We start from the raw sequence: 17,708 nt of genomic DNA, 5'->3' as shown, positions 1-17,708 counted from the left end.
AATCCGCCCCATGATGGCCGGCCTCCCTTCTCCCCGTCCGCCGGTGCCGAGGGGCCGGCACCGGAGCGGGGGAGAGTGACCGGAGGTCCGGACGGGCGGCCGGTGCCCGGTCCCACGGAACGTACGGGTGTCCCGAAGCGGCGGGGCACCCGTACCCGTGTCCGTTGTCCGGTCCGTACCCTTGTCCCGACCTTCCCGACCTTCCCGACCTTCCCGACCTTCCCGACCTTCCCGACCTTCCCGACCTTCCCGACCTTCCCGACCTTCCCGACCGGAACGCCGGTCATGCCGCCCGGGCCTGCATCTCGGGCCGCAGCGGCCAGGCCGGATCCACCGACTCCTCCGAGCCGTTCCGGGCGAACCACGCCTGCAGTCCGCGCGCCTGCGCCGCGTGCCACACGGCCTGCAGCGTGTGCAACTCCGCCGCCGAGAGCCGCTCCAGACGTGCCGCGAAACGGCGCCCGACCGCCCGGACGACGTCCAGCGCGGCGGTCGCGTCCGCCGCCGCGTCATGGGCCCCGGCCAGCTCGACGCCGTACTGCTCGCACAGATCGGTGAGCGTGCGGCGGCCCTTGCGGTAGCGGTCCAGATGCTTGTCCAGAACCCGGGGGTCCAGCACGCACATCGGGACGTTCTCGAGGTACCGCGCCAGCGACGAGGCGCGGTGGCGGCGCAGTTCACGGTCGAGCAGGGTCAGATCGAACGGTGCGTTCATCACCACGAGGGGGCGACCCGCCGCGCACTGCTCGGCCAGCGACCGGCCTATCTCCTCCATCACCGGCGCCGGCCAGCGGCCGTTGTGCTGCAGATGCTCCTCCGTGAGGCCGTGCACCGCGGTCGCCTCGGCCGGTACCGGTACGCCCGGGTTGACCAGCCAGCCGGTGACGCGCGTGCGTCCTCCCGGCGAATCCTGGACCACGAGCGCGGCCGACACGATGCGGTCGTGCTCCACGTCCACTCCGGTTGTCTCGGTGTCAAATGCGGCCAGGGGCCCTTCGTACCAGTGCGTCATCCCCGAACTCCTCGCCCATGCCTGGCAGATGGTGATATCCCCTGCCCGAATCGGTGATACCCGGACCGTTTGCGCACTACGCAGGCGGGTGACAACACAGATGACGGGACGCGCTGCTGACGGTCCGTCGTAAGGACAAACCATCGGCACAGCCCGGAAGGCAGACGGAGCCATGGCGCTCGCGCAGCCCGAACCGGGTGCGCTGCCCGAGCGGACCGCACCGCTGCGCGGAGCACTCGCCACCACCGCCTGCATGGAGACCCTCCAGGTGGGGTACCTCCACGCGGTCGCGGCCGCCGCCGGCTGCTCGCTGTCCCAGCCGTTCCCCGACAACGGGATCGACTGGCACGTCAGCCACAGCGCTCCCGGCCACATCGTCGACGACGAGGTCACCATCAAGGTGCAGTTGAAGGCCACCTACCAACTGGCACCCCACCCGCCCGGACCCGCCTTCTCCTTCACGCTCGACAACGAGCACCTGGTGAAGCTGGCCCGTACGCCCGTGTCGGTGCACAAGATCCTCGTCGTCATGATCGTGCCGCGGACCCGGGACGAGTGGCTGCGGGCCGGTCACGACCGGCTCGATCTCCGGCACTGCTGCTACTGGACCAATCTGGCCGGCCACCCGGTGACGGGCCGGCGGCGGACCACCGTGCGGATCCCGACCTCTCGCATCTTCGACGACCGGGCGCTCTGCGAGATCATGACGCGGGTCGGGACGGGAGGGAGACCCTGATGCACCGCCCGATCGACGAATCCGCACCGCGGCCGGGCCGCTCCCCCGCGGTGCCGCACGCCCGCCCCGTGCCCCTGCCGTTCCCCGACGGGGTGCCCGCGCCCTGGTACGGCAGCGGAACCCCCGACCCCGCCCTGGTCGACCCCCTGGTTCTCGGCGCGCTGCTGCACCGGCACGGTTGGCGCAGACGCGGCGGGGCGGCCGGCCGGTACGCCCGCTGGACACCGCCCGGGCCCGGAGCCGGTGGCACGAGCCTGCTCGTGCCCGAGAGCCGGGAGTTCCCCGACTGCGAGGACCTGCTGGCCGAGGCTCTCACCGCGCTCGCCCGGTCCGCCGCGCCCTCGGCCCGCGAGGTGCTGGTCGGGCTGGCCGTGCCGAGCGACGAGATCCGCTGGTGGCGAGACGTGCCCCAGGGCCCGTCCGGCGCGGCGTCCTGGGCCGTGCAGGAACAGCTGAGGTCCGCCGCCCGGCAACTGCTGCTCGCGGGGGCGCTCGCCGTGCGCGGGCGCGCCGGCTACTACGGGGCGCGCCACCGGCGGCAGGCGCAGGCGGTGCTGGAGGGCGTCCTGGTCGGCCCGGCGCCGGGCGGGCGCGGACTGACCGCGTTCGTGCCCGTGGACACCGGCCGGTCCGTCGCCGTCCGGCTGCACCACGCGCTGCACGCGGCACGCGAGGCGATCGACTACCGGCGTGCCGCCGGCGGTATGGACGCCTTCGACGCGGCGGTCGCGGCGGGGGTCAGCCGCGAGCTGACCGAGGCGCTGGTGGCGCTGGTGCGGGGGGCCGAGGGCGCCCGGATCGCGGTGGCGTGGTCCCCCTCGGCCGGAGTGCCGGAGGGCTGCGCGGCCCGGCCCGAACCGGTGGAGTTCTCGCCCGGCGACCTGCCCGCCCTGCGCGCGGCCGGCGCGCGCTATCTGCGGAACGAGCCGTCCGTTCCGGTCCGCGTCACCGGCACGGTCGTCCGGATGCGGCGCTCGGACACGCGCGGCGAGGGGACCGTGCGGCTGCGCGTCCTCGCCGGAGCGGAGGTCCCGCACGTACGCGCGGTCCTGGACGAGGAGTCGTACCGGACCGCGGGTCACGCCCATCTCGTGGGGCTCCCGATCCGCGTCGTCGGCCGCCTCGAGAGCCGCGGCGGCTTCCGGCGCCTCAGCGACGCGACGGACGTCGTGCCGGTGCAGGTGGACGAGGCGGAACGGGACAGGCTGATGAAGGCGCTGCACGAGAATCTGGACTTCTTCGAGGAGGCGTGCGGAGGGGACGACTGACGGGCCCGCCGGGGTGCGCCCGCGTGACGGCGGGACGGTGCCGCGCCGGTGCGCGACGGCGGGCCGAGGGGACACCGGCGGATCCCGGCCCGCCCGGATCGCCTGGGGGACTCCCGGCTCCCGGATTCCCGGATGCGGGGCAGTCCTCGGTGAAGCCGGGCGGCACCGGTGGACGCGGTCGGCGGCGGGCGCTCGGCCGGGGGACGCCGCACACGGCGGCGGGACGCAGGCAGGTCCAACGGCTCGCAGGCAGAGAGGGTGCCGCGGGTCGAGTCCGCGCGCCGAAGCCGGCACGCCGCGACAGCCCGCGCTGCGACAGTCCGCCCTGCGACGGCCTGCGCTGCGACGGCGGGCACTGTGACGGCGGGCGCTGTGACGGCACGGCGCCGCGGCGGCCCGCCCTGCGACGGCCTGCGCTGCGACAGAGTGCGCTGTGACGGCATCGTGCCGCGGCGGGAGCGCACCCTTTCGGCCTCCCGGACGGGCGGGGTACGAGGCAGCCGGAACGTCCCGATCACCGCAGGCGCGCAGCGCGTTTCGCGGGGCCGATCCGACGCTCGGTAGCATGACGTAGTGCACGCGCGATACCTCGGCGCGTGCTCCCCCTTCAGACAGGAGAGACCGGTGTCAGACGTCCGTGTGATCATCCAACGCGATTCCGAGCGGGAAGAGCGCGTGGTGACCACGGGCACCACGGCGGCCGATCTCTTCGGCGGCGAGCGCACCGTGATCGCCGCCCGGGTCGGCGGGGAGCTGAAGGACCTCGCCCACGAGGTGAAGGACGGCGAGACCGTCCAGCCCGTCGGGATCTCGTCCGAGGACGGCCTGAACATCCTCCGCCACTCCACCGCGCACGTCATGGCGCAGGCCGTGCAGGAGCTGTTCCCCGAGGCCAAGCTCGGCATCGGCCCGCCGGTCCGGGACGGCTTCTACTACGACTTCGACGTGGAGAAGCCCTTCACCCCCGAGGATCTCAAGGCCGTCGAGAAGAAGATGCAGGAGATCCAGAAGCGCGGACAGCGCTTCTCGCGCCGCGTCGTCACCGACGAGGCCGCGCGTGAGGAGCTCGCGGACGAGCCGTACAAGCTGGAGCTCATCGGGATCAAGGGCTCCGCCTCGCACGACGACGGCGCCGACGTGGAGGTGGGCGGCGGCGAGCTGACCATCTACGACAACCTTGACGCCAAGACCGGCGAGCTGTGCTGGAAGGACCTCTGCCGGGGTCCCCACCTGCCCACCACCCGTAACATCCCGGCGTTCAAGCTGATGCGCAACGCTGCCGCGTACTGGCGCGGCAGCGAGAAGAACCCGATGCTGCAGCGCATCTACGGCACCGCATGGCCGTCCAAGGAAGAGCTGAAGGCGCATCTGGACTTCCTCGCGGAGGCCGAGAAGCGGGACCACCGCAAGCTGGGCAACGAGCTGGACCTCTTCTCGTTCCCGGACGAGGTCGGCTCCGGGCTCGCGGTCTTCCACCCCAAGGGCGGTGTGGTCCGCAGGGTCATGGAGGACTACTCGCGCAAGCGCCACGAGGAGCACGGCTACGAGTTCGTGTACTCGCCGCACGCGACCAAGGGCAAGCTGTTCGAGAAGTCGGGCCACCTGGACTGGTACGCCGAGGGCATGTACCCGCCCATGCAGCTCGACGAGGGCGTGGACTACTACCTCAAGCCCATGAACTGCCCGATGCACAACCTGATCTTCGACGCACGCGGCCGCTCGTACCGTGAACTGCCGCTGCGTCTCTTCGAGTTCGGCACCGTGTACCGGTACGAGAAGTCGGGTGTCGTGCACGGTCTGACCCGTGCCCGCGGCTTCACCCAGGACGACGCGCACATCTACTGCACCCGCGAGCAGATGGCGGAGGAGCTGGACAAGACCCTCACCTTCGTCCTGGACCTGCTGCGTGACTACGGTCTGACCGACTTCTACCTGGAGCTGTCCACCAAGGACCCGAACAAGTTCGTCGGCTCCGACGAGGTCTGGGACGAGGCCACCGAGGTCCTGCGGCAGGTGGCCGAGAAGCAGGGCCTTCCGCTCACCCCCGACCCGGGCGGCGCGGCCTTCTACGGCCCGAAGATCTCCGTCCAGGCCAAGGACGCGATCGGCCGTACCTGGCAGATGTCGACGGTCCAGCTCGACTTCAACCTGCCGGAGCGCTTCAACCTCGAATACACCGGCCCGGACGGCACCAAGCAGCGTCCCGTCATGATCCACCGGGCGCTGTTCGGCTCCATCGAGCGCTTCTTCGCGGTGCTGCTGGAGCACTACGCCGGCGCCTTCCCTGCCTGGCTGGCGCCCGTCCAGGCGTTGGGCATCCCGATCGGCGACGCCCACGTCCCGTACCTGCAGGAGTTCGCCGCGAAGGCGAGGAGGCAGGGGCTGCGCGTGGAGGTGGACGCCTCATCGGACCGCATGCAGAAGAAGATCCGCAACGCCCAGAAGCAGAAGGTCCCCTTCATGGTCATCGCGGGCGACGAGGACATGGAGCACGGTGCGGTGTCGTTCCGCTACCGCGACGGCTCCCAGGAGAACGGCATCCCCGTCGACGAGGCCATCGCCAAGATCGCCAAGGTCGTCGAGGAGCGCGCCCAGGTCTGAGCCGGTCCCGGCTCGCGAGTCCGGGCCGGCCGGGGACGCCGCTCCGCACCGTCAGGAGGAGGCCCCCGGAGGACGTCGGTCCTCCGGGGGCCTCCTCTCGTCCTCACGGGTGAAGACCTGGATCAGCCAGGACGAGAACGAGCCGGTCACCGCGCCCAGCAACGCCAGCCCGCAGATCATCAGCCCCACCGCGATGATCCTGCCCCACGCGGTCACGGGCGTGACGTCCCCGTACCCGACGGTGGTCAGCGTCTCGCACACCCACCACACCGCGTCGCCGAAGGTGAGGATCGTCGCCCCGGGAGCGGTCCGCTCCGCGTGGTAGACGGCGAGTGCCCCGGCCCAGCCCAGCAGCACCGCTCCCATACCGGCGTAGACGATCACCCGCGCGTAGAGGCTGAGGACCGGCTCGTCACGCCGCCGCTGGAGCGTCGTGTACAACTTCACCAGGCGCAGCGGGCGCAGCAGCGGCAGGAGCAGCACCAGGGCGTCCAGCCAGTGCGTCCGCAGGAAGCGGTGGAGCCGCCTTCCGCTGAGTCGCAGCCGCACCACGAAGTCGGTCAGGAAGACCAGCCACATCAGCAGCATCGTGGCGAGGGCGATCTCCCTCCACACCACGTCCACGCCGTGGGCCAGGATCCGCACCGAGTACGCGGCCAGGAAGACCAGTGAGGCGTAGAACAGCGGGAGCTCGGCCCGCTGCTCCCAGCGGTCCAGTGGGGTGTCTGCCCGTTCGGCGTCCATTCGGCCAGCATCGCCGGGAGCTGCCCGGGTCCGCCCCCGGCGACACGCTCCGTACGGGCGAAGTCATATGCTGCACCACATGACGAGTGAGCCGGAGCAGCAGATCGGGGTCGGCATCCAGGACGCCTTCCAGCGGCTGTGGACGCCGCACCGGATGGCCTACATCCAGGGCGAGAACAAGCCGACCGGCCCCGGGGCCGCCGACGGCTGCCCCTTCTGCTCCATCCCCGCCAAGTCCGACGAGGACGGGCTCGTCATCGCGCGCGGCGAGAGCGTGTACGCCGTGCTCAACCTGTACCCGTACAACGGCGGCCACCTGATGGTGGTGCCGTACCGGCACGTGGCCGACTACACGGACCTCGACGGGGCCGAGACCACCGAACTCGCCGAGTTCACCAAGCGGGCGATGACCGCACTGCGGACCGCCTCCGGAGCGCACGGCTTCAACATCGGCATGAACCAGGGCACGGTGGCCGGTGCCGGTATCGCCGCGCACCTGCACCAGCACGTGGTGCCGCGCTGGGGTGGTGACACCAACTTCATGCCGGTCATCGGCCACACGAAGGTACTGCCCCAACTCCTCGCCGACACCCGGAAGATGCTCGCGGACACCTGGCCCGCCCCGTAGCCGGCGGCCCTCCCGGCCCCGGGCGCCCCGGGGACGCTCCGGCATCCCTTCGTCACGTTTCGTACGTCTCACGCTTCGTACGCGTCCGCCTTGCGCGGCATCGGGTCCTGCACACCCGTGCTCAGGAACGACGAGCGGGTGCTGAAACGCTCCGTGTCCACACCGTGCTCCTCGAGCACCCGCATCGCGGCGGAGTGGGCGACCCGCAGCACCGGCGTCGCCGCCCGCATGGCGTCGTCGGCCATGAAGCGGTGCCGCCACGGCTGCTCGGCCCACGCGTGCCGCAGTCCGAACGGCTCGGGAAGGATCAGCTTCCCCCCGAGGAAGTCCAGCATCGGCGGATACCACGTGAACGGTGCCCGGACCATCTGCCGCACCACCTCCGGGGTTTCCACCAGCGGCAGCTGCCGCTCGACGGTCTCCCAGAACCGGACGGTCTTGGCGACCTCCACGGTCTTGGGTGCGGGCTTGCTGGTGAACAGGGAGTGCACCGGGCCGAGCGCGTGCCCGGTCACCTCGATGCGCAGCGTTTCGAACAGCACCGTCACCGTGATCATCATGGTGATGACCAGCTGGCCGTCCCACAGGGTGAACTGGACGCCCAGGTAGTGCCGGTTGCCGCTGCCGAACTGCTGGTGGTCGCAGATCCGCTGTATCTCGTGGCGCTTCACCTGGAAGGTGTCCACGTCCTGGCCCTCCGGCCGGGCCACCTCGGCCGCGCCCTCCCCGACCGGGACCACGATCCAGTGCTTCACCGACGGCTTGGGGAAGCCGCCCGTGTTCAGCGGGCCGCGCTGGAGCAGCGTCAGCTGGTCGTGGATGACCTTGACGACGTCCCAGCTGCGGAACTGGTGGAACTCCTTGCCCGGTTCCCTGGCCACCAGCTCCTCGGCGAGCTGCCAGCTGCCCCAGCGGGTGCCCATGCCGAGTATCCCCTTGGGGCCGGCGTAGAAGACCGAGTTGGACTGCTGTTCTGCGGTGAGCTTCTCCAGGCCCTGGCGCAACTGCTCGGCCGCGGTCTCGTTCGGGTTCCCCGGCACGGCCTCCGGGACCTTCGCCCCGATGCCGCCGCCGGAGAGGAGGCCGTCCCAGCGGGCCCGCAGGTCCTTCGCCGTGGACTCGCAGATGCGCTTGGCGAACAGCCAGCCGATCACGGGCGCGACCACCATGGCCCGCAGGTAGTACCCCCAGAAGCCGCTGAACGGCAGTGCGATCAGGAAGACCACCGCGAGCACGCCCACCGCCATCAGCAGCGCCGATCCGACGGCGCCGGCCTTCCGGTCCTTCGAACCGGCGAGCGTCCGGCGCAGCTGGAACACACCGATCCACAGCAGCGCGCCGGGCAGGAAGAGCAGTCCGAACACCACCATGACCGCGGTCAGCCGGGCGTCCCGCTGCTTGCGGATCCGGCTCGCCGCCAGCGCGTGCTCCACCACGGCCTGCGGCTCGGCTCCGAACGACTGGATCAGCGGTTTGCGGGCCCCGCCGAGCATCCGGACCTGGACCGCCCGTGAGAAGGCCTCGCCCAGGTTCGGCTCGAAGAGCGAGAACTTGCCCTTCTTCACCTTGGACTGGTGCCACTCGTTGTTGGCCTTGAGTATCTCCTCGAGCGGGCTGTCACGGTAGGCGGCCGAGGCGAGGGCATGTGTCGCCGCCGTCTGGCCGGCCGCCCCATGCACCGGGATCTGGGCCCCGGGAGAGAAATCGAATGCCTGGTCCGCCACTACCGCCCCCATCGCCGCCTCATCCGCACTGCGGCCTTCCCGACTACCGCGCCCCGCACACCTTCCGAGCGGCGCGACACAGCGTATCGGGGCGGTGGCCCACGCGTCAGCACCGCGTTCCGGCCCTGGGGGGCGACGGACCGGGCACGCGAGTGCCGCCCGCCGAAGGGGCGGTCGGCGGGCGGCACTCCCCACCGGGGCCGCTCCCCGCGTCCTGCCGCGCCCTGCGGCAGGGCGCGGCAGGGTGGGCCCCGGCTCCTACGCGGCCGTGCTCTCCTCCCGGACCTTGGCCGCCATCTGCGGCGGCATGGCCTCGTGCCGGGCGTACGTCCGGTCGAAGCGGCCCGTGCCGTGCGAGACGGACCGCAGGTCCACCGCGTAACGGCCGATCTCGATCTCCGGCACCTCGGCGCGTACGACCGTTCTGCCGGTGCCCGCCTGCTCGGTGCCGACCACCCGGCCGCGCCGGCCCGACAGATCGCTCATGACGGCGCCGACGTACTCGTCCGGCACCATCACCTGCACCTCGGCCACCGGCTCCAGCAGGTCGATCCGGGTCTGCGCCGCCGCCTCGCGCAGTGCCAGCGCGCCCGCGGTCTGGAACGCGGCGTCGGAGGAGTCCACCGAGTGCGCCTTGCCGTCCAGCAGTGTCACGCGCACGTCGACCAGCGGATGGCCGGCCGTGAGGCCCTTCGCGGCCTGTGCCCTGACGCCCTTCTCCACCGAAGGGATGAACTGGCGGGGGACGGCGCCGCCCACCACCTTGTCGACGAACTCGATGCCCGAGCCCGGCGGCAGCGGTTCGACCTCTATCTCGCAGATCGCGTACTGGCCGTGCCCTCCGGACTGCTTCACATGGCGGCCCCGCCCCGCCGACGGCCCGGCGAACGTCTCCCGCAGCGACACCTTGTGCGGCACCACGTCGACCTGGACCCCGTACCTGCTGCGCAGCCGCTCCAGCGCCACGTCCACATGGGCCTCGCCCAGACACCACAGCACCACCTGGTGGGTGTCCTGGTTCTGCTCCAGGCGCATCGTGGGGTCCTCCGCGACCAGCCTGGCCAGTCCCTGGGAGAGCCGGTCCTCGTCGGCCTTGCTGTGCGCCCGGATGGCCAGGGGGAGCAGCGGGTCGGGCATGGCCCAGGGTTCCATCAGCAGCGGGTCCGCCGTCGAGGAGATGGTGTCGCCGGTCTCGGCCCGTCCCAGTTTGGCGACGCAGGCGAGATCGCCCGCGACGCACTGGCCGACGGTGCGCTGCTGTTTGCCGAACGGTGAGGAGAGGGCACCCACCCGCTCGTCGACGTCGTGGTCCTCGTGCCCGCGGTCGGCAAGGCCGTGCCCCGACACATGCACCGTCTCGTCCGGGCGGAGCGTTCCGGAGAAGACCCGGACCAGGGACAGCCGGCCGACGTACGGGTCGGACGCGGTCCTGACGACCTCGGCGACCAGCGGCCCGTCCGGGTCGCAGCTGACCGCCGGCCTGGGCCGGCCCTCCGGGGTGGTGACCGCGGGCGCCTCGCGCTCCAGCGGGGTCGGGAACCCGCCGGTGATCAGCTCCAGCAGCTCGACCGTGCCGAGTCCCTGCCTCGACCCGTTCACCGCAGGCGCCGCGGCCAGCACCGGATGGAACGCGCCCCGCGCGACGGCCTTCTCCAGGTCGTCGATCAGCGTCTCGAGGTCGACCTCCTCGCCGCCCAGGTAGCGCTCCATGAGCGTCTCGTCCTCGCTCTCGGCGATGATCCCCTCGATCAGGCGGTTCCTGGCCCCGGCCAGCAGGGCCTCCTCCTCGGGTCCGGGCGTCTTCTCGACTCGCTCGCCGCCCGAGTAGTCGAACAGCTTCTGCGAAAGCAGCCCGACCAGTCCCGTCACCGGTGCGTGGCCGTCGGCCGCCTCCGGGCCGTACCGCGGCAGGTAGAGCGGCAGCACGGCGTCCGGGTCGTCACCGCCGAACAGCTGCCCGCAGACCTCGATCAGTTCGTCGAACCCGGTGCGGGCCGTCTCCAGGTGGGTGACCACGATGGCCCGGGGCATCCCGACCGCCGCGCACTCCTCCCACACCATCCGGGTCGAGGCGGGCACGGCGTCGGCCTCCTGAGCTGCCGAGACGACGAAAAGGGCCGCGTCCGCTGCTCGCAGACCGGCCCTGAGTTCCCCCACGAAGTCGGCGTACCCGGGGGTGTCCAACAGGTTGATCTTGTACCCGCCCCATTCGACGGGGACGAGACTCAGCTGTACGGAGCGCTGCTGGCGGTGCTCGATCTCGTCGTAGTCCGAGACCGTCCCGCCGTCCTCGACGCGTCCCGCCCGGTTGACCGCCCCGGCCGTCAGGGCCAGGGCCTCCACCAGGGTCGTCTTCCCCGATCCGCTGTGGCCGACCAGCACCACGTTCCGTACGGATGTCGGCCGGTCGGCCGCCGTAGCCCTGCCGGCGGCCCCGGATTGTGCATTCGCCTTGTCGCCCATGATTCGTTCCTCCCGACTCGGTGCACGGTGAGGTGAGGGCGCGGACCCGGGGGCGCGCGATGGGGAGACCCCCGGCCGGAGCCCGGGGGACGCGCCGGCGAAGCCCGCGGTTGTCCTTCGAGCTTTCCACTCCCGTCATGGTGCGTCCATACGTCGTACGCGACCGGGCCAGGCCGCTGGGCCGCCGCGTGCCTGGCTACGATGGGCCCGCCGGTGGCCGAAGGGGCCGCACGGCCCACCGACCCCTCGGGAAGGCCATGCTGAACAAGTACGCGCGTGCGTTCTTCACGCGTGTCCTCACGCCGTTCGCCGCGTTTCTGCTACGCCGCGGAGTGAGCCCCGACGCGGTGACCCTCGTCGGCACGGCCGGAGTGGTCGCGGGCGCGCTGGTCTTCTTCCCCCGCGGAGAGTTCTTCTGGGGGACGATCGTCATCACCCTGTTCGTCTTCTCCGACCTCGTCGACGGCAACATGGCCCGTCAGGCCGGGGTCTCCAGCCGCTGGGGCGCCTTCCTGGACTCCACGCTCGACCGGGTCGCGGACAGCGCCATCTTCGGCGGCTTCGCCCTCTGGTACGCCGGCAAGGGCGACGACAACGTGCTGTGCGCGGTGGCCATCTTCTGCCTCGCCAGCGGCCAGGTCGTCTCGTACACCAAGGCGCGGGGCGAGTCGATCGGGCTGCCGGTCGCCGTGAACGGGCTGGTGGAGCGGGCCGAGCGGCTGGTTATCTCGCTGGTCGCGGCCGGGCTCGCCGGACTCCACGCCTTCGGGGTCCCCGGTGTCGACGTACTGCTCCCCGTCGCGCTGTGGATCGTGGCCGCGGGCTCGGTGGTGACGCTGGCGCAGCGGGTGGTCACGGTGCGCCGGGAGGCGGCCGAGGCGGACGCCGCCACGCCCGGCGACGGCCCCCCGCCCGGGCCCTCGCACGGGACCACCCAGGGCACCTCGCAGGGGAGTGAGGCATGAGCGGCATGCAGGACCGGCTGACGGACACGCTGTACGGGCTGGGCTGGGGGACGGTCAAGAGGCTCCCCGAGCCCGTCGCCGCCGCGCTCGGACGCTCCGTCGCCGACACCGCGTGGAAGCGGCGCGGCAAGGGCGTGCTGCGGCTGGAGGCCAACCTGGCCCGGGTGGTGCCCGACGCCGGGCCGGAGCGGCTCGCCGGACTGTCCAGGGCCGGGATGCGCTCGTACATGCGCTACTGGATGGAGTCCTTCCGGCTCCCGGCCTGGGACGAGGAGCGCGTGCGCCGGAGCGTGGACATCGAGAACATTCAGCGCCTGCACGACGGCATGGCCGAGGGCAGGGGCGTCGTCCTGGCGCTGCCGCACCTGGCGAACTGGGACCTGGCGGGGGTCTGGGCGACCCGCGCGCTCGGCATACCGTTCACCACGGTCGCCGAGCGGCTGAAGCCGGAGACGCTGTACGACCGGTTCGTCGCCTACCGCGAGTCCCTCGGCATGGAGGTGCTGCCGCACACCGGCGGTTCCGCCTTCGGCACCCTGGCCCGGCGGCTGCGCGCCGGCGGGCTGGTCTGCCTGGTCGCCGACCGCGACCTGTCCGCCTCGGGCACCGAGGTGAAGTTCTTCGGCGAGACGGCCAGGATGCCCGCGGGACCCGCGCTGCTCGCCCAGCAGACCGGCGCCCTGCTGCTGCCCGTGACCCTCTGGTACGACGGGACGTCCGTCATGAAGGGGCGGGTCCATCCGCCCGTCGACGTACCCGAGACCGGCACCCGGGCCGAGAGGACGTCCGTGATGACACAGGCGCTGGCCGACGCCTTCGCCACCGGAATCGCCGACCACCCGGAGGACTGGCACATGCTGCAGCGGTTGTGGCTCTCGGACCTGGGAGACCGGGTCGACACGGGGGAGTCCCGGACGTGAGGATCGGGATCGTCTGCCCCTACTCGTGGGACGTCCCCGGCGGCGTCCAGTTCCACATCCGCGACCTCGCGGAGCACCTGATCGGACTGGGCCACGAGGTGTCCGTCCTCGCCCCGGCCGACGACGACACCCCGCTGCCGCCGTACGTCGTGTCGGCGGGCCGTGCCGTGCCCGTGCCGTACAACGGCTCGGTCGCCCGGCTCAACTTCGGCTTCCTCTCCGCGGCCCGGGTGCGGCGCTGGCTGCACGACGGCACCTTCGACGTGATCCACATCCACGAGCCGGCCTCGCCGTCCCTGGGCCTGCTGTCCTGCTGGGCGGCCCAGGGGCCGATCGTGGCGACCTTCCACACCTCCAACCCGCGTTCGCGGGCGATGATCGCGGCCTACCCGATCCTCCAGCCCGCCCTGGAGAAGATCAACGCTCGGATCGCGGTCAGCGAGTACGCCCGGCGCACGCTCGTGGAGCACCTCGGCGGCGACGCCGTGGTCATCCCCAACGGAGTCGACGTCGACTTCTTCGCGAAGGCCGAGCCGAAGGCGGAGTGGCAGGGCGCGACCCTGGGGTTCATCGGGCGCATCGACGAGCCGCGCAAGGGCCTGCCCGTCCTGATGAAGGCCCTGCCGAGGATCCTGGAGGCACGGCCGGACACCCGGCTGCTCGTCGCGGGGCGGGGCGACGAGGAGGAGGCAGTCGAGTCGCTCCCCGCGGCGATGCGCGAGCGCGTGGAGTTCCTGGGGATGGTCAGCGACGAGGACAAGGCCCGGTTGCTGCGCAGCGTCGACGTGTACGTCGCACCCAACACCGGCGGTGAGAGTTTCGGCATCATCCTGGTGGAGGCCCTGTCGGCGGGTGCGCCGGTACTCGCCTCGGACCTCGACGCGTTCGCCCAGGTACTGGACCAGGGGGCCGCGGGCGAACTCTTCGCCAACGAGGACGCCGGCGCGCTGGCCGACGCCGCGATCCGGCTGCTGGGCTCGCCGTCCCGGCGCGCCCGGCTCAGCGCCCGCGGGAGCGCCCATGTGCGGCGCTTCGACTGGTCCACGGTCGGCGCGGACATCCTCGCCGTGTACGAGACCGTGACGGACGGCGCGGCCTCGGTGGCCGCGGACGAACGTCCGGGCGGTCTGATGGCGCGCTTCGGCCTGGCCCGCGACTGAGGCGTCCAGGGCGGGTCGGGGTGCATCCGGAGCCGGCCCGGGGCCCGGGCGCGAGGGCGCTCCCCGACTCACCGGTAGATTGACCCGGCGTGACCGCAACCCTGATCTGGATCCTCGTCGCGCTCGTCGCCATCGGCCTGTACCTCAGCTGGACCGCCGGCCGGCTCGACCGCCTGCACGCCCGGATCGACGCCGCGCGGGCGGCACTGGACGCCCAGCTCCTGCGCCGCGCCTCGGTCACCCAGGAGCTCGCCACCTCAGGGGTGCTGGACCCCGCCGCCTCGATCGTGCTCTACGAGGCCGCGCACGCGGCCCGTCAGGCGGACGAGGAGCACCGCGAGGTGGCCGAGAGCGAGCTGAGTCAGGCGCTGCGCGCCGTGTTCGGTGAGGCGCAACAGGTGGAGGCCGTGCGGCAGGCGCCCGGGGGAGACGACGCCGCCGACGAACTGGCCGCGGCCGTACGGCGCGTCCCGATGGCGCGGCGCTTCCACAACGACGCCGTGCGGGCGGCGCGGGCGCTGCGCCGGCACCGCAAGGTCCGCTGGTTCCGCCTCGCCGGGCACGCCCCGTTCCCGCTGGCCTTCGAGATGGACGACGAGCCCCCGGTCGCGCTGGCGGACCGACCTTAGGACCTGCCCCGCGGCCCCGGAACCGGCGGCCCCGGGATCGGCGGCCTCTTCCGTGCCGGGGGACCGCCCGTGCCGGGACACCGCCGCGCGGGGCCGCCGTCCGGACAACCGGTCCGGACGGGTGTCCGGCGCCACCCCGCCCCTCGCACCGTCCCCGGCGCCCCTCGCGCGGCTCCGCGGCCGACGCCAAAACGATCCACAGGGTCCCCATTGGCCCTTGCCGTGGCCTGGCACCGGACTGTTTCCTCGTCGGAGCACCATTTGTCGTCACCGAATGAGGTCGATCGTGTCCAGCACGTTCCCCAACTCCCCGCAGGCTCCCGAGACCGGCACCGCGCGCGTGAAGCGAGGCATGGCCGAGCAGCTCAAGGGCGGCGTGATCATGGACGTCGTCACGCCTGAGCAGGCGAAGATCGCCGAGGACGCGGGCGCCGTGGCCGTCATGGCCCTGGAGCGCGTCCCCGCCGACATCCGCAAGGACGGCGGTGTGGCCCGGATGTCCGACCCGGACATGATCGAGGGCATCATCGACGCCGTCTCGATCCCGGTGATGGCCAAGTCCCGCATCGGCCACTTCGTCGAGGCCCAGGTCCTGCAGTCGCTCGGCGTGGACTACATCGACGAGTCCGAGGTGCTCACCCCGGCCGACGAGGTCAACCACTCCGACAAGTGGGCCTTCACCACCCCCTTCGTCTGCGGCGCCACCAACCTCGGCGAGGCCCTGCGCCGGATCGCCGAGGGCGCGGCCATGATCCGCTCCAAGGGCGAGGCCGGCACCGGCAACGTCGTCGAGGCCGTCCGCCACCTGCGCCAGATCAAGAACGAGATCGCCCGCCTGCGCGGCTTCGACAACAACGAGCTGTACGCCGCCGCCAAGGAGCTGCGCGCCCCGTACGAGCTCGTCGCCGAGGTCGCCCAGCTCGGCAAGCTGCCGGTCGTGCTCTTCTCCGCCGGTGGCGTCGCCACCCCCGCCGACGCCGCGCTGATGCGCCAGCTCGGCGCCGAGGGCGTCTTCGTCGGCTCCGGCATCTTCAAGTCCGGCGACCCGGCCAAGCGCGCCGCGGCCATCGTGAAGGCCACCACCTTCTACGACGACCCCAAGATCATCGCGGACGCCTCCCGCAACCTCGGCGAGGCCATGGTCGGCATCAACTGCGACACCCTGCCCGAGGCCGAGCGCTACGCGAACCGCGGCTGGTAGTCACCCATGAGCACACCCGGCACCCCTGTCATCGGAGTTCTGGCTCTGCAGGGCGACGTACGGGAGCACCTGATCGCCCTGGCCGCGGCCGATGCCGTGGCCAGGCCGGTCCGGCGCCCCGAGGAACTCGCCGAGGTCGACGGCCTCGTCATCCCGGGCGGCGAGTCCACCACCATCTCCAAGCTGGCGCATCTCTTCGGGGTGATGGAGCCGCTGCGTGAGCGCGTGCGCGCGGGGATGCCGGTCTACGGCACCTGCGCGGGCCTGATCATGCTCGCCGAGAAGATCCTCGACCCGCGGTCGGGCCAGGAGACCATCGGCGGCATCGACATGATCGTGCGCCGCAACGCCTTCGGTCGGCAGAACGAGTCCTTCGAGTCCGCGGTCGCGGTGACGGGTGTCGAGGGCGGTCCCGTGGAGGGCGTCTTCATCCGCGCCCCGTGGGTCGAGTCCGTCGGCGCCGAGGTCGAGGTGCTCGCCGAGCACGACGGCCACATCGTCGCGGTCCGCCAGGGCACCGCGCTGGCCACGTCGTTCCACCCGGAGCTGACCGGGGACCACCGTGTGCACGCCCTGTTCGTCGACATGGTGCGCACCGCGGGACCGGAAGGTGCGCGCGTCGGCGCTCCGTGAGGGGTGGTGGTCGGGCGGCGGTCGGAAGGTGCGCGCGTCGGCGCTCCGTGAGGGGTGGTGGTCGGGCGGCGGGTGGGAGCGTCCCGGTAGGATCACTGGGGAACGGAGCAGGGATTGGTTACGCGAAGGAGACAGGCAGATGTCCGGCCACTCTAAATGGGCCACGACGAAGCACAAGAAGGCCGTGATCGACGCCAAGCGCGGCAAGCTCTTCGCGAAGCTGATCAAGAACATCGAGGTCGCGGCCCGCACCGGCGGCGCCGACCCGGACGGCAACCCGACCCTATTCGACGCCATTCAGAAGGCGAAGAAGCAGTCGGTCCCCAACAAGAACATCGACTCCGCGGTCAAGCGCGGCGCGGGCCTCGAGGCCGGCGGCGCCGACTACGAGACGATCATGTACGAGGGCTACGGTCCGAACGGTGTCGCGGTGCTCATCGAGTGCCTCACCGACAACCGCAACCGCGCCGCCTCCGACGTGCGTGTCGCGATGACCCGCAACGGCGGCTCGATGGCCGACCCCGGTTCGGTGTCCTACCTGTTCAACCGCAAGGGCGTCGTCGTGCTCCCGAAGGGCGAGCTGACCGAGGACGACGTGCTCGGCGCGGTGCTGGACGCCGGTGCCGAAGAAGTCAACGACCTGGGTGAGAACTTCGAGGTCATCAGCGAGGCCACGGACCTGGTCGCGGTCCGCACCGCGCTCCAGGACGCCGGTATCGACTACGACTCGGCCGAGGCCAACTTCGTCCCGACCATGCAGGTCGAGCTGGACGAGGAGGGCGCGCGCAAGATCTTCAAGCTGATCGACGCGCTGGAGGACAGCGACGACGTGCAGAACGTCTTCGCCAACTTCGACGTCTCGGACGACGTCATGGAGAAGGTCGACGCCTGATCCCGCTTCGTGCGACGGGCCGACGGGGACACACCCCCGTCGGCCCGTCGCTTTTCGCCCGTCGCGTTGTCGGTGGTTGTCAGCGGCAGCCGATAGCCTGCACAAACGCCGGGAACACCTTCCGGTGGTGGC

General features: G+C 71.8%; 15 protein-coding genes. 11 read left to right on the top strand and 4 right to left on the bottom strand.

Annotated features, from left to right (window positions below):
- Positions 1-283 precede the first annotated feature (283 nt).
- Positions 284-1,012: a 3'-5' exonuclease gene (locus AB0J10_RS04670; protein ID WP_363057798.1), complete on the bottom strand. Its 729-nt coding sequence runs from the start codon at positions 1,010-1,012 to the stop codon at positions 284-286.
- 172 nt (positions 1,013-1,184) lie between these two features.
- Here AB0J10_RS04670 and AB0J10_RS04665 point away from each other — a divergent pair, with 172 nt between their 5' ends.
- The 3 genes from AB0J10_RS04665 to thrS all read left to right on the top strand — a co-directional run bounded on the left by AB0J10_RS04665 (position 1,185) and on the right by thrS (position 5,617).
- Entirely contained in the window at positions 1,185-1,748 is a 564-nt protein-coding gene (locus AB0J10_RS04665; RefSeq protein WP_363057796.1) for a DUF4365 domain-containing protein, read from the top strand.
- Entirely contained in the window at positions 1,748-3,016 is a 1,269-nt protein-coding gene (locus tag AB0J10_RS04660) for a hypothetical protein (RefSeq protein ID WP_363057794.1), read from the top strand. The genes AB0J10_RS04665 and AB0J10_RS04660 overlap by 1 nt, the downstream gene beginning before the upstream one ends.
- Positions 3,017-3,640: 624 nt before the next feature.
- Positions 3,641-5,617, top strand: a complete 1,977-nt coding sequence (thrS, locus tag AB0J10_RS04655; protein ID WP_363057792.1) for a threonine--tRNA ligase — start codon at positions 3,641-3,643, stop codon at positions 5,615-5,617.
- A 51-nt stretch (positions 5,618-5,668) separates the two neighbouring features.
- On the opposite strand, the gene AB0J10_RS04650 is transcribed toward thrS, so the two are convergent.
- Positions 5,669-6,361 (bottom strand): ion channel, encoded by a 693-nt coding sequence (locus AB0J10_RS04650; RefSeq protein ID WP_363057790.1) that lies wholly within the window; start codon positions 6,359-6,361, stop codon positions 5,669-5,671.
- Between the two features lie 67 nt (positions 6,362-6,428).
- On the opposite strand from AB0J10_RS04650, the gene AB0J10_RS04645 reads away from it, so the two are divergent.
- Positions 6,429-6,989: an HIT domain-containing protein gene (locus tag AB0J10_RS04645; protein ID WP_363057788.1), complete on the top strand. Its 561-nt coding sequence runs from the start codon at positions 6,429-6,431 to the stop codon at positions 6,987-6,989.
- A 68-nt stretch (positions 6,990-7,057) separates the two neighbouring features.
- Here the strand turns inward: AB0J10_RS04645 and AB0J10_RS04640 are convergent, their stop codons facing one another.
- Together AB0J10_RS04640 and AB0J10_RS04635 are read right to left on the bottom strand one after the other, a co-directional pair.
- Positions 7,058-8,713, bottom strand: coding sequence for a hypothetical protein (locus AB0J10_RS04640; RefSeq protein WP_363058254.1), 1,656 nt, complete (start codon positions 8,711-8,713; stop codon positions 7,058-7,060).
- A 258-nt stretch (positions 8,714-8,971) separates the two neighbouring features.
- On the bottom strand, positions 8,972-11,176 hold the full coding sequence (locus tag AB0J10_RS04635) for an elongation factor G-like protein EF-G2 (protein ID WP_363057786.1): 2,205 nt from the start codon (positions 11,174-11,176) through the stop codon (positions 8,972-8,974).
- Positions 11,177-11,433: 257 nt separating this feature from the next.
- Between AB0J10_RS04635 and pgsA the strand changes: the two genes are divergently transcribed.
- The 7 genes from pgsA (at position 11,434) to AB0J10_RS04600 (ending at position 17,576) form a co-directional block, all read left to right on the top strand.
- Entirely contained in the window at positions 11,434-12,141 is a 708-nt protein-coding gene (gene pgsA / locus AB0J10_RS04630; RefSeq protein WP_363057784.1) for a phosphatidylinositol phosphate synthase, read from the top strand.
- A complete protein-coding gene (locus AB0J10_RS04625; RefSeq protein WP_363057782.1) occupies positions 12,138-13,061 on the top strand; it encodes a phosphatidylinositol mannoside acyltransferase in 924 nt (307 codons plus the stop codon). The genes pgsA and AB0J10_RS04625 overlap by 4 nt, the downstream gene beginning before the upstream one ends.
- Positions 13,058-14,221 (top strand): glycosyltransferase family 4 protein, encoded by a 1,164-nt coding sequence (locus AB0J10_RS04620; protein WP_363057780.1) that lies wholly within the window; start codon positions 13,058-13,060, stop codon positions 14,219-14,221. The genes AB0J10_RS04625 and AB0J10_RS04620 overlap by 4 nt, the downstream gene beginning before the upstream one ends.
- Positions 14,222-14,310: 89 nt before the next feature.
- Positions 14,311-14,850 (top strand): hypothetical protein, encoded by a 540-nt coding sequence (locus tag AB0J10_RS04615; protein ID WP_363057778.1) that lies wholly within the window; start codon positions 14,311-14,313, stop codon positions 14,848-14,850.
- 286 nt (positions 14,851-15,136) lie between these two features.
- Positions 15,137-16,051: a pyridoxal 5'-phosphate synthase lyase subunit PdxS gene (pdxS, locus tag AB0J10_RS04610; RefSeq protein WP_093658343.1), complete on the top strand. Its 915-nt coding sequence runs from the start codon at positions 15,137-15,139 to the stop codon at positions 16,049-16,051.
- Positions 16,052-16,057: 6 nt separating this feature from the next.
- Complete coding sequence (gene pdxT / locus AB0J10_RS04605) at positions 16,058-16,684, top strand: pyridoxal 5'-phosphate synthase glutaminase subunit PdxT (RefSeq protein ID WP_363057776.1); 627 nt, start codon at positions 16,058-16,060, stop codon at positions 16,682-16,684.
- Between the two features lie 139 nt (positions 16,685-16,823).
- Positions 16,824-17,576: a YebC/PmpR family DNA-binding transcriptional regulator gene (locus AB0J10_RS04600; RefSeq protein WP_363057774.1), complete on the top strand. Its 753-nt coding sequence runs from the start codon at positions 16,824-16,826 to the stop codon at positions 17,574-17,576.
- The last annotated feature ends 132 nt before the right edge of the window (positions 17,577-17,708 follow it).

Origin of the sequence: Streptomyces sp. NPDC049887 (genome assembly GCF_040656535.1) — a bacterium.
GTDB lineage: Bacteria > Actinomycetota > Actinomycetes > Streptomycetales > Streptomycetaceae > Streptomyces.
This window is presented reverse-complemented; position numbering and strand designations above follow the sequence as displayed.

Coding starts and splice junctions, on each gene's coding strand:
- AB0J10_RS04635 (WP_363057786.1), bottom strand. CDS start 11,176: ATGGGCGACAAGGCGAATGCACAATCCGGGGCCGCCGGCAGGGCTACG.
- AB0J10_RS04660 (WP_363057794.1), top strand. CDS start 1,748: ATGCACCGCCCGATCGACGAATCCGCACCGCGGCCGGGCCGCTCCCCC.
- AB0J10_RS04670 (WP_363057798.1), bottom strand. CDS start 1,012: ATGACGCACTGGTACGAAGGGCCCCTGGCCGCATTTGACACCGAGACA.
- AB0J10_RS04650 (WP_363057790.1), bottom strand. CDS start 6,361: ATGGACGCCGAACGGGCAGACACCCCACTGGACCGCTGGGAGCAGCGG.
- AB0J10_RS04600 (WP_363057774.1), top strand. CDS start 16,824: ATGTCCGGCCACTCTAAATGGGCCACGACGAAGCACAAGAAGGCCGTG.
- AB0J10_RS04625 (WP_363057782.1), top strand. CDS start 12,138: ATGAGCGGCATGCAGGACCGGCTGACGGACACGCTGTACGGGCTGGGC.
- pdxT (WP_363057776.1), top strand. CDS start 16,058: ATGAGCACACCCGGCACCCCTGTCATCGGAGTTCTGGCTCTGCAGGGC.
- pgsA (WP_363057784.1), top strand. CDS start 11,434: ATGCTGAACAAGTACGCGCGTGCGTTCTTCACGCGTGTCCTCACGCCG.
- AB0J10_RS04645 (WP_363057788.1), top strand. CDS start 6,429: ATGCTGCACCACATGACGAGTGAGCCGGAGCAGCAGATCGGGGTCGGC.
- AB0J10_RS04665 (WP_363057796.1), top strand. CDS start 1,185: ATGGCGCTCGCGCAGCCCGAACCGGGTGCGCTGCCCGAGCGGACCGCA.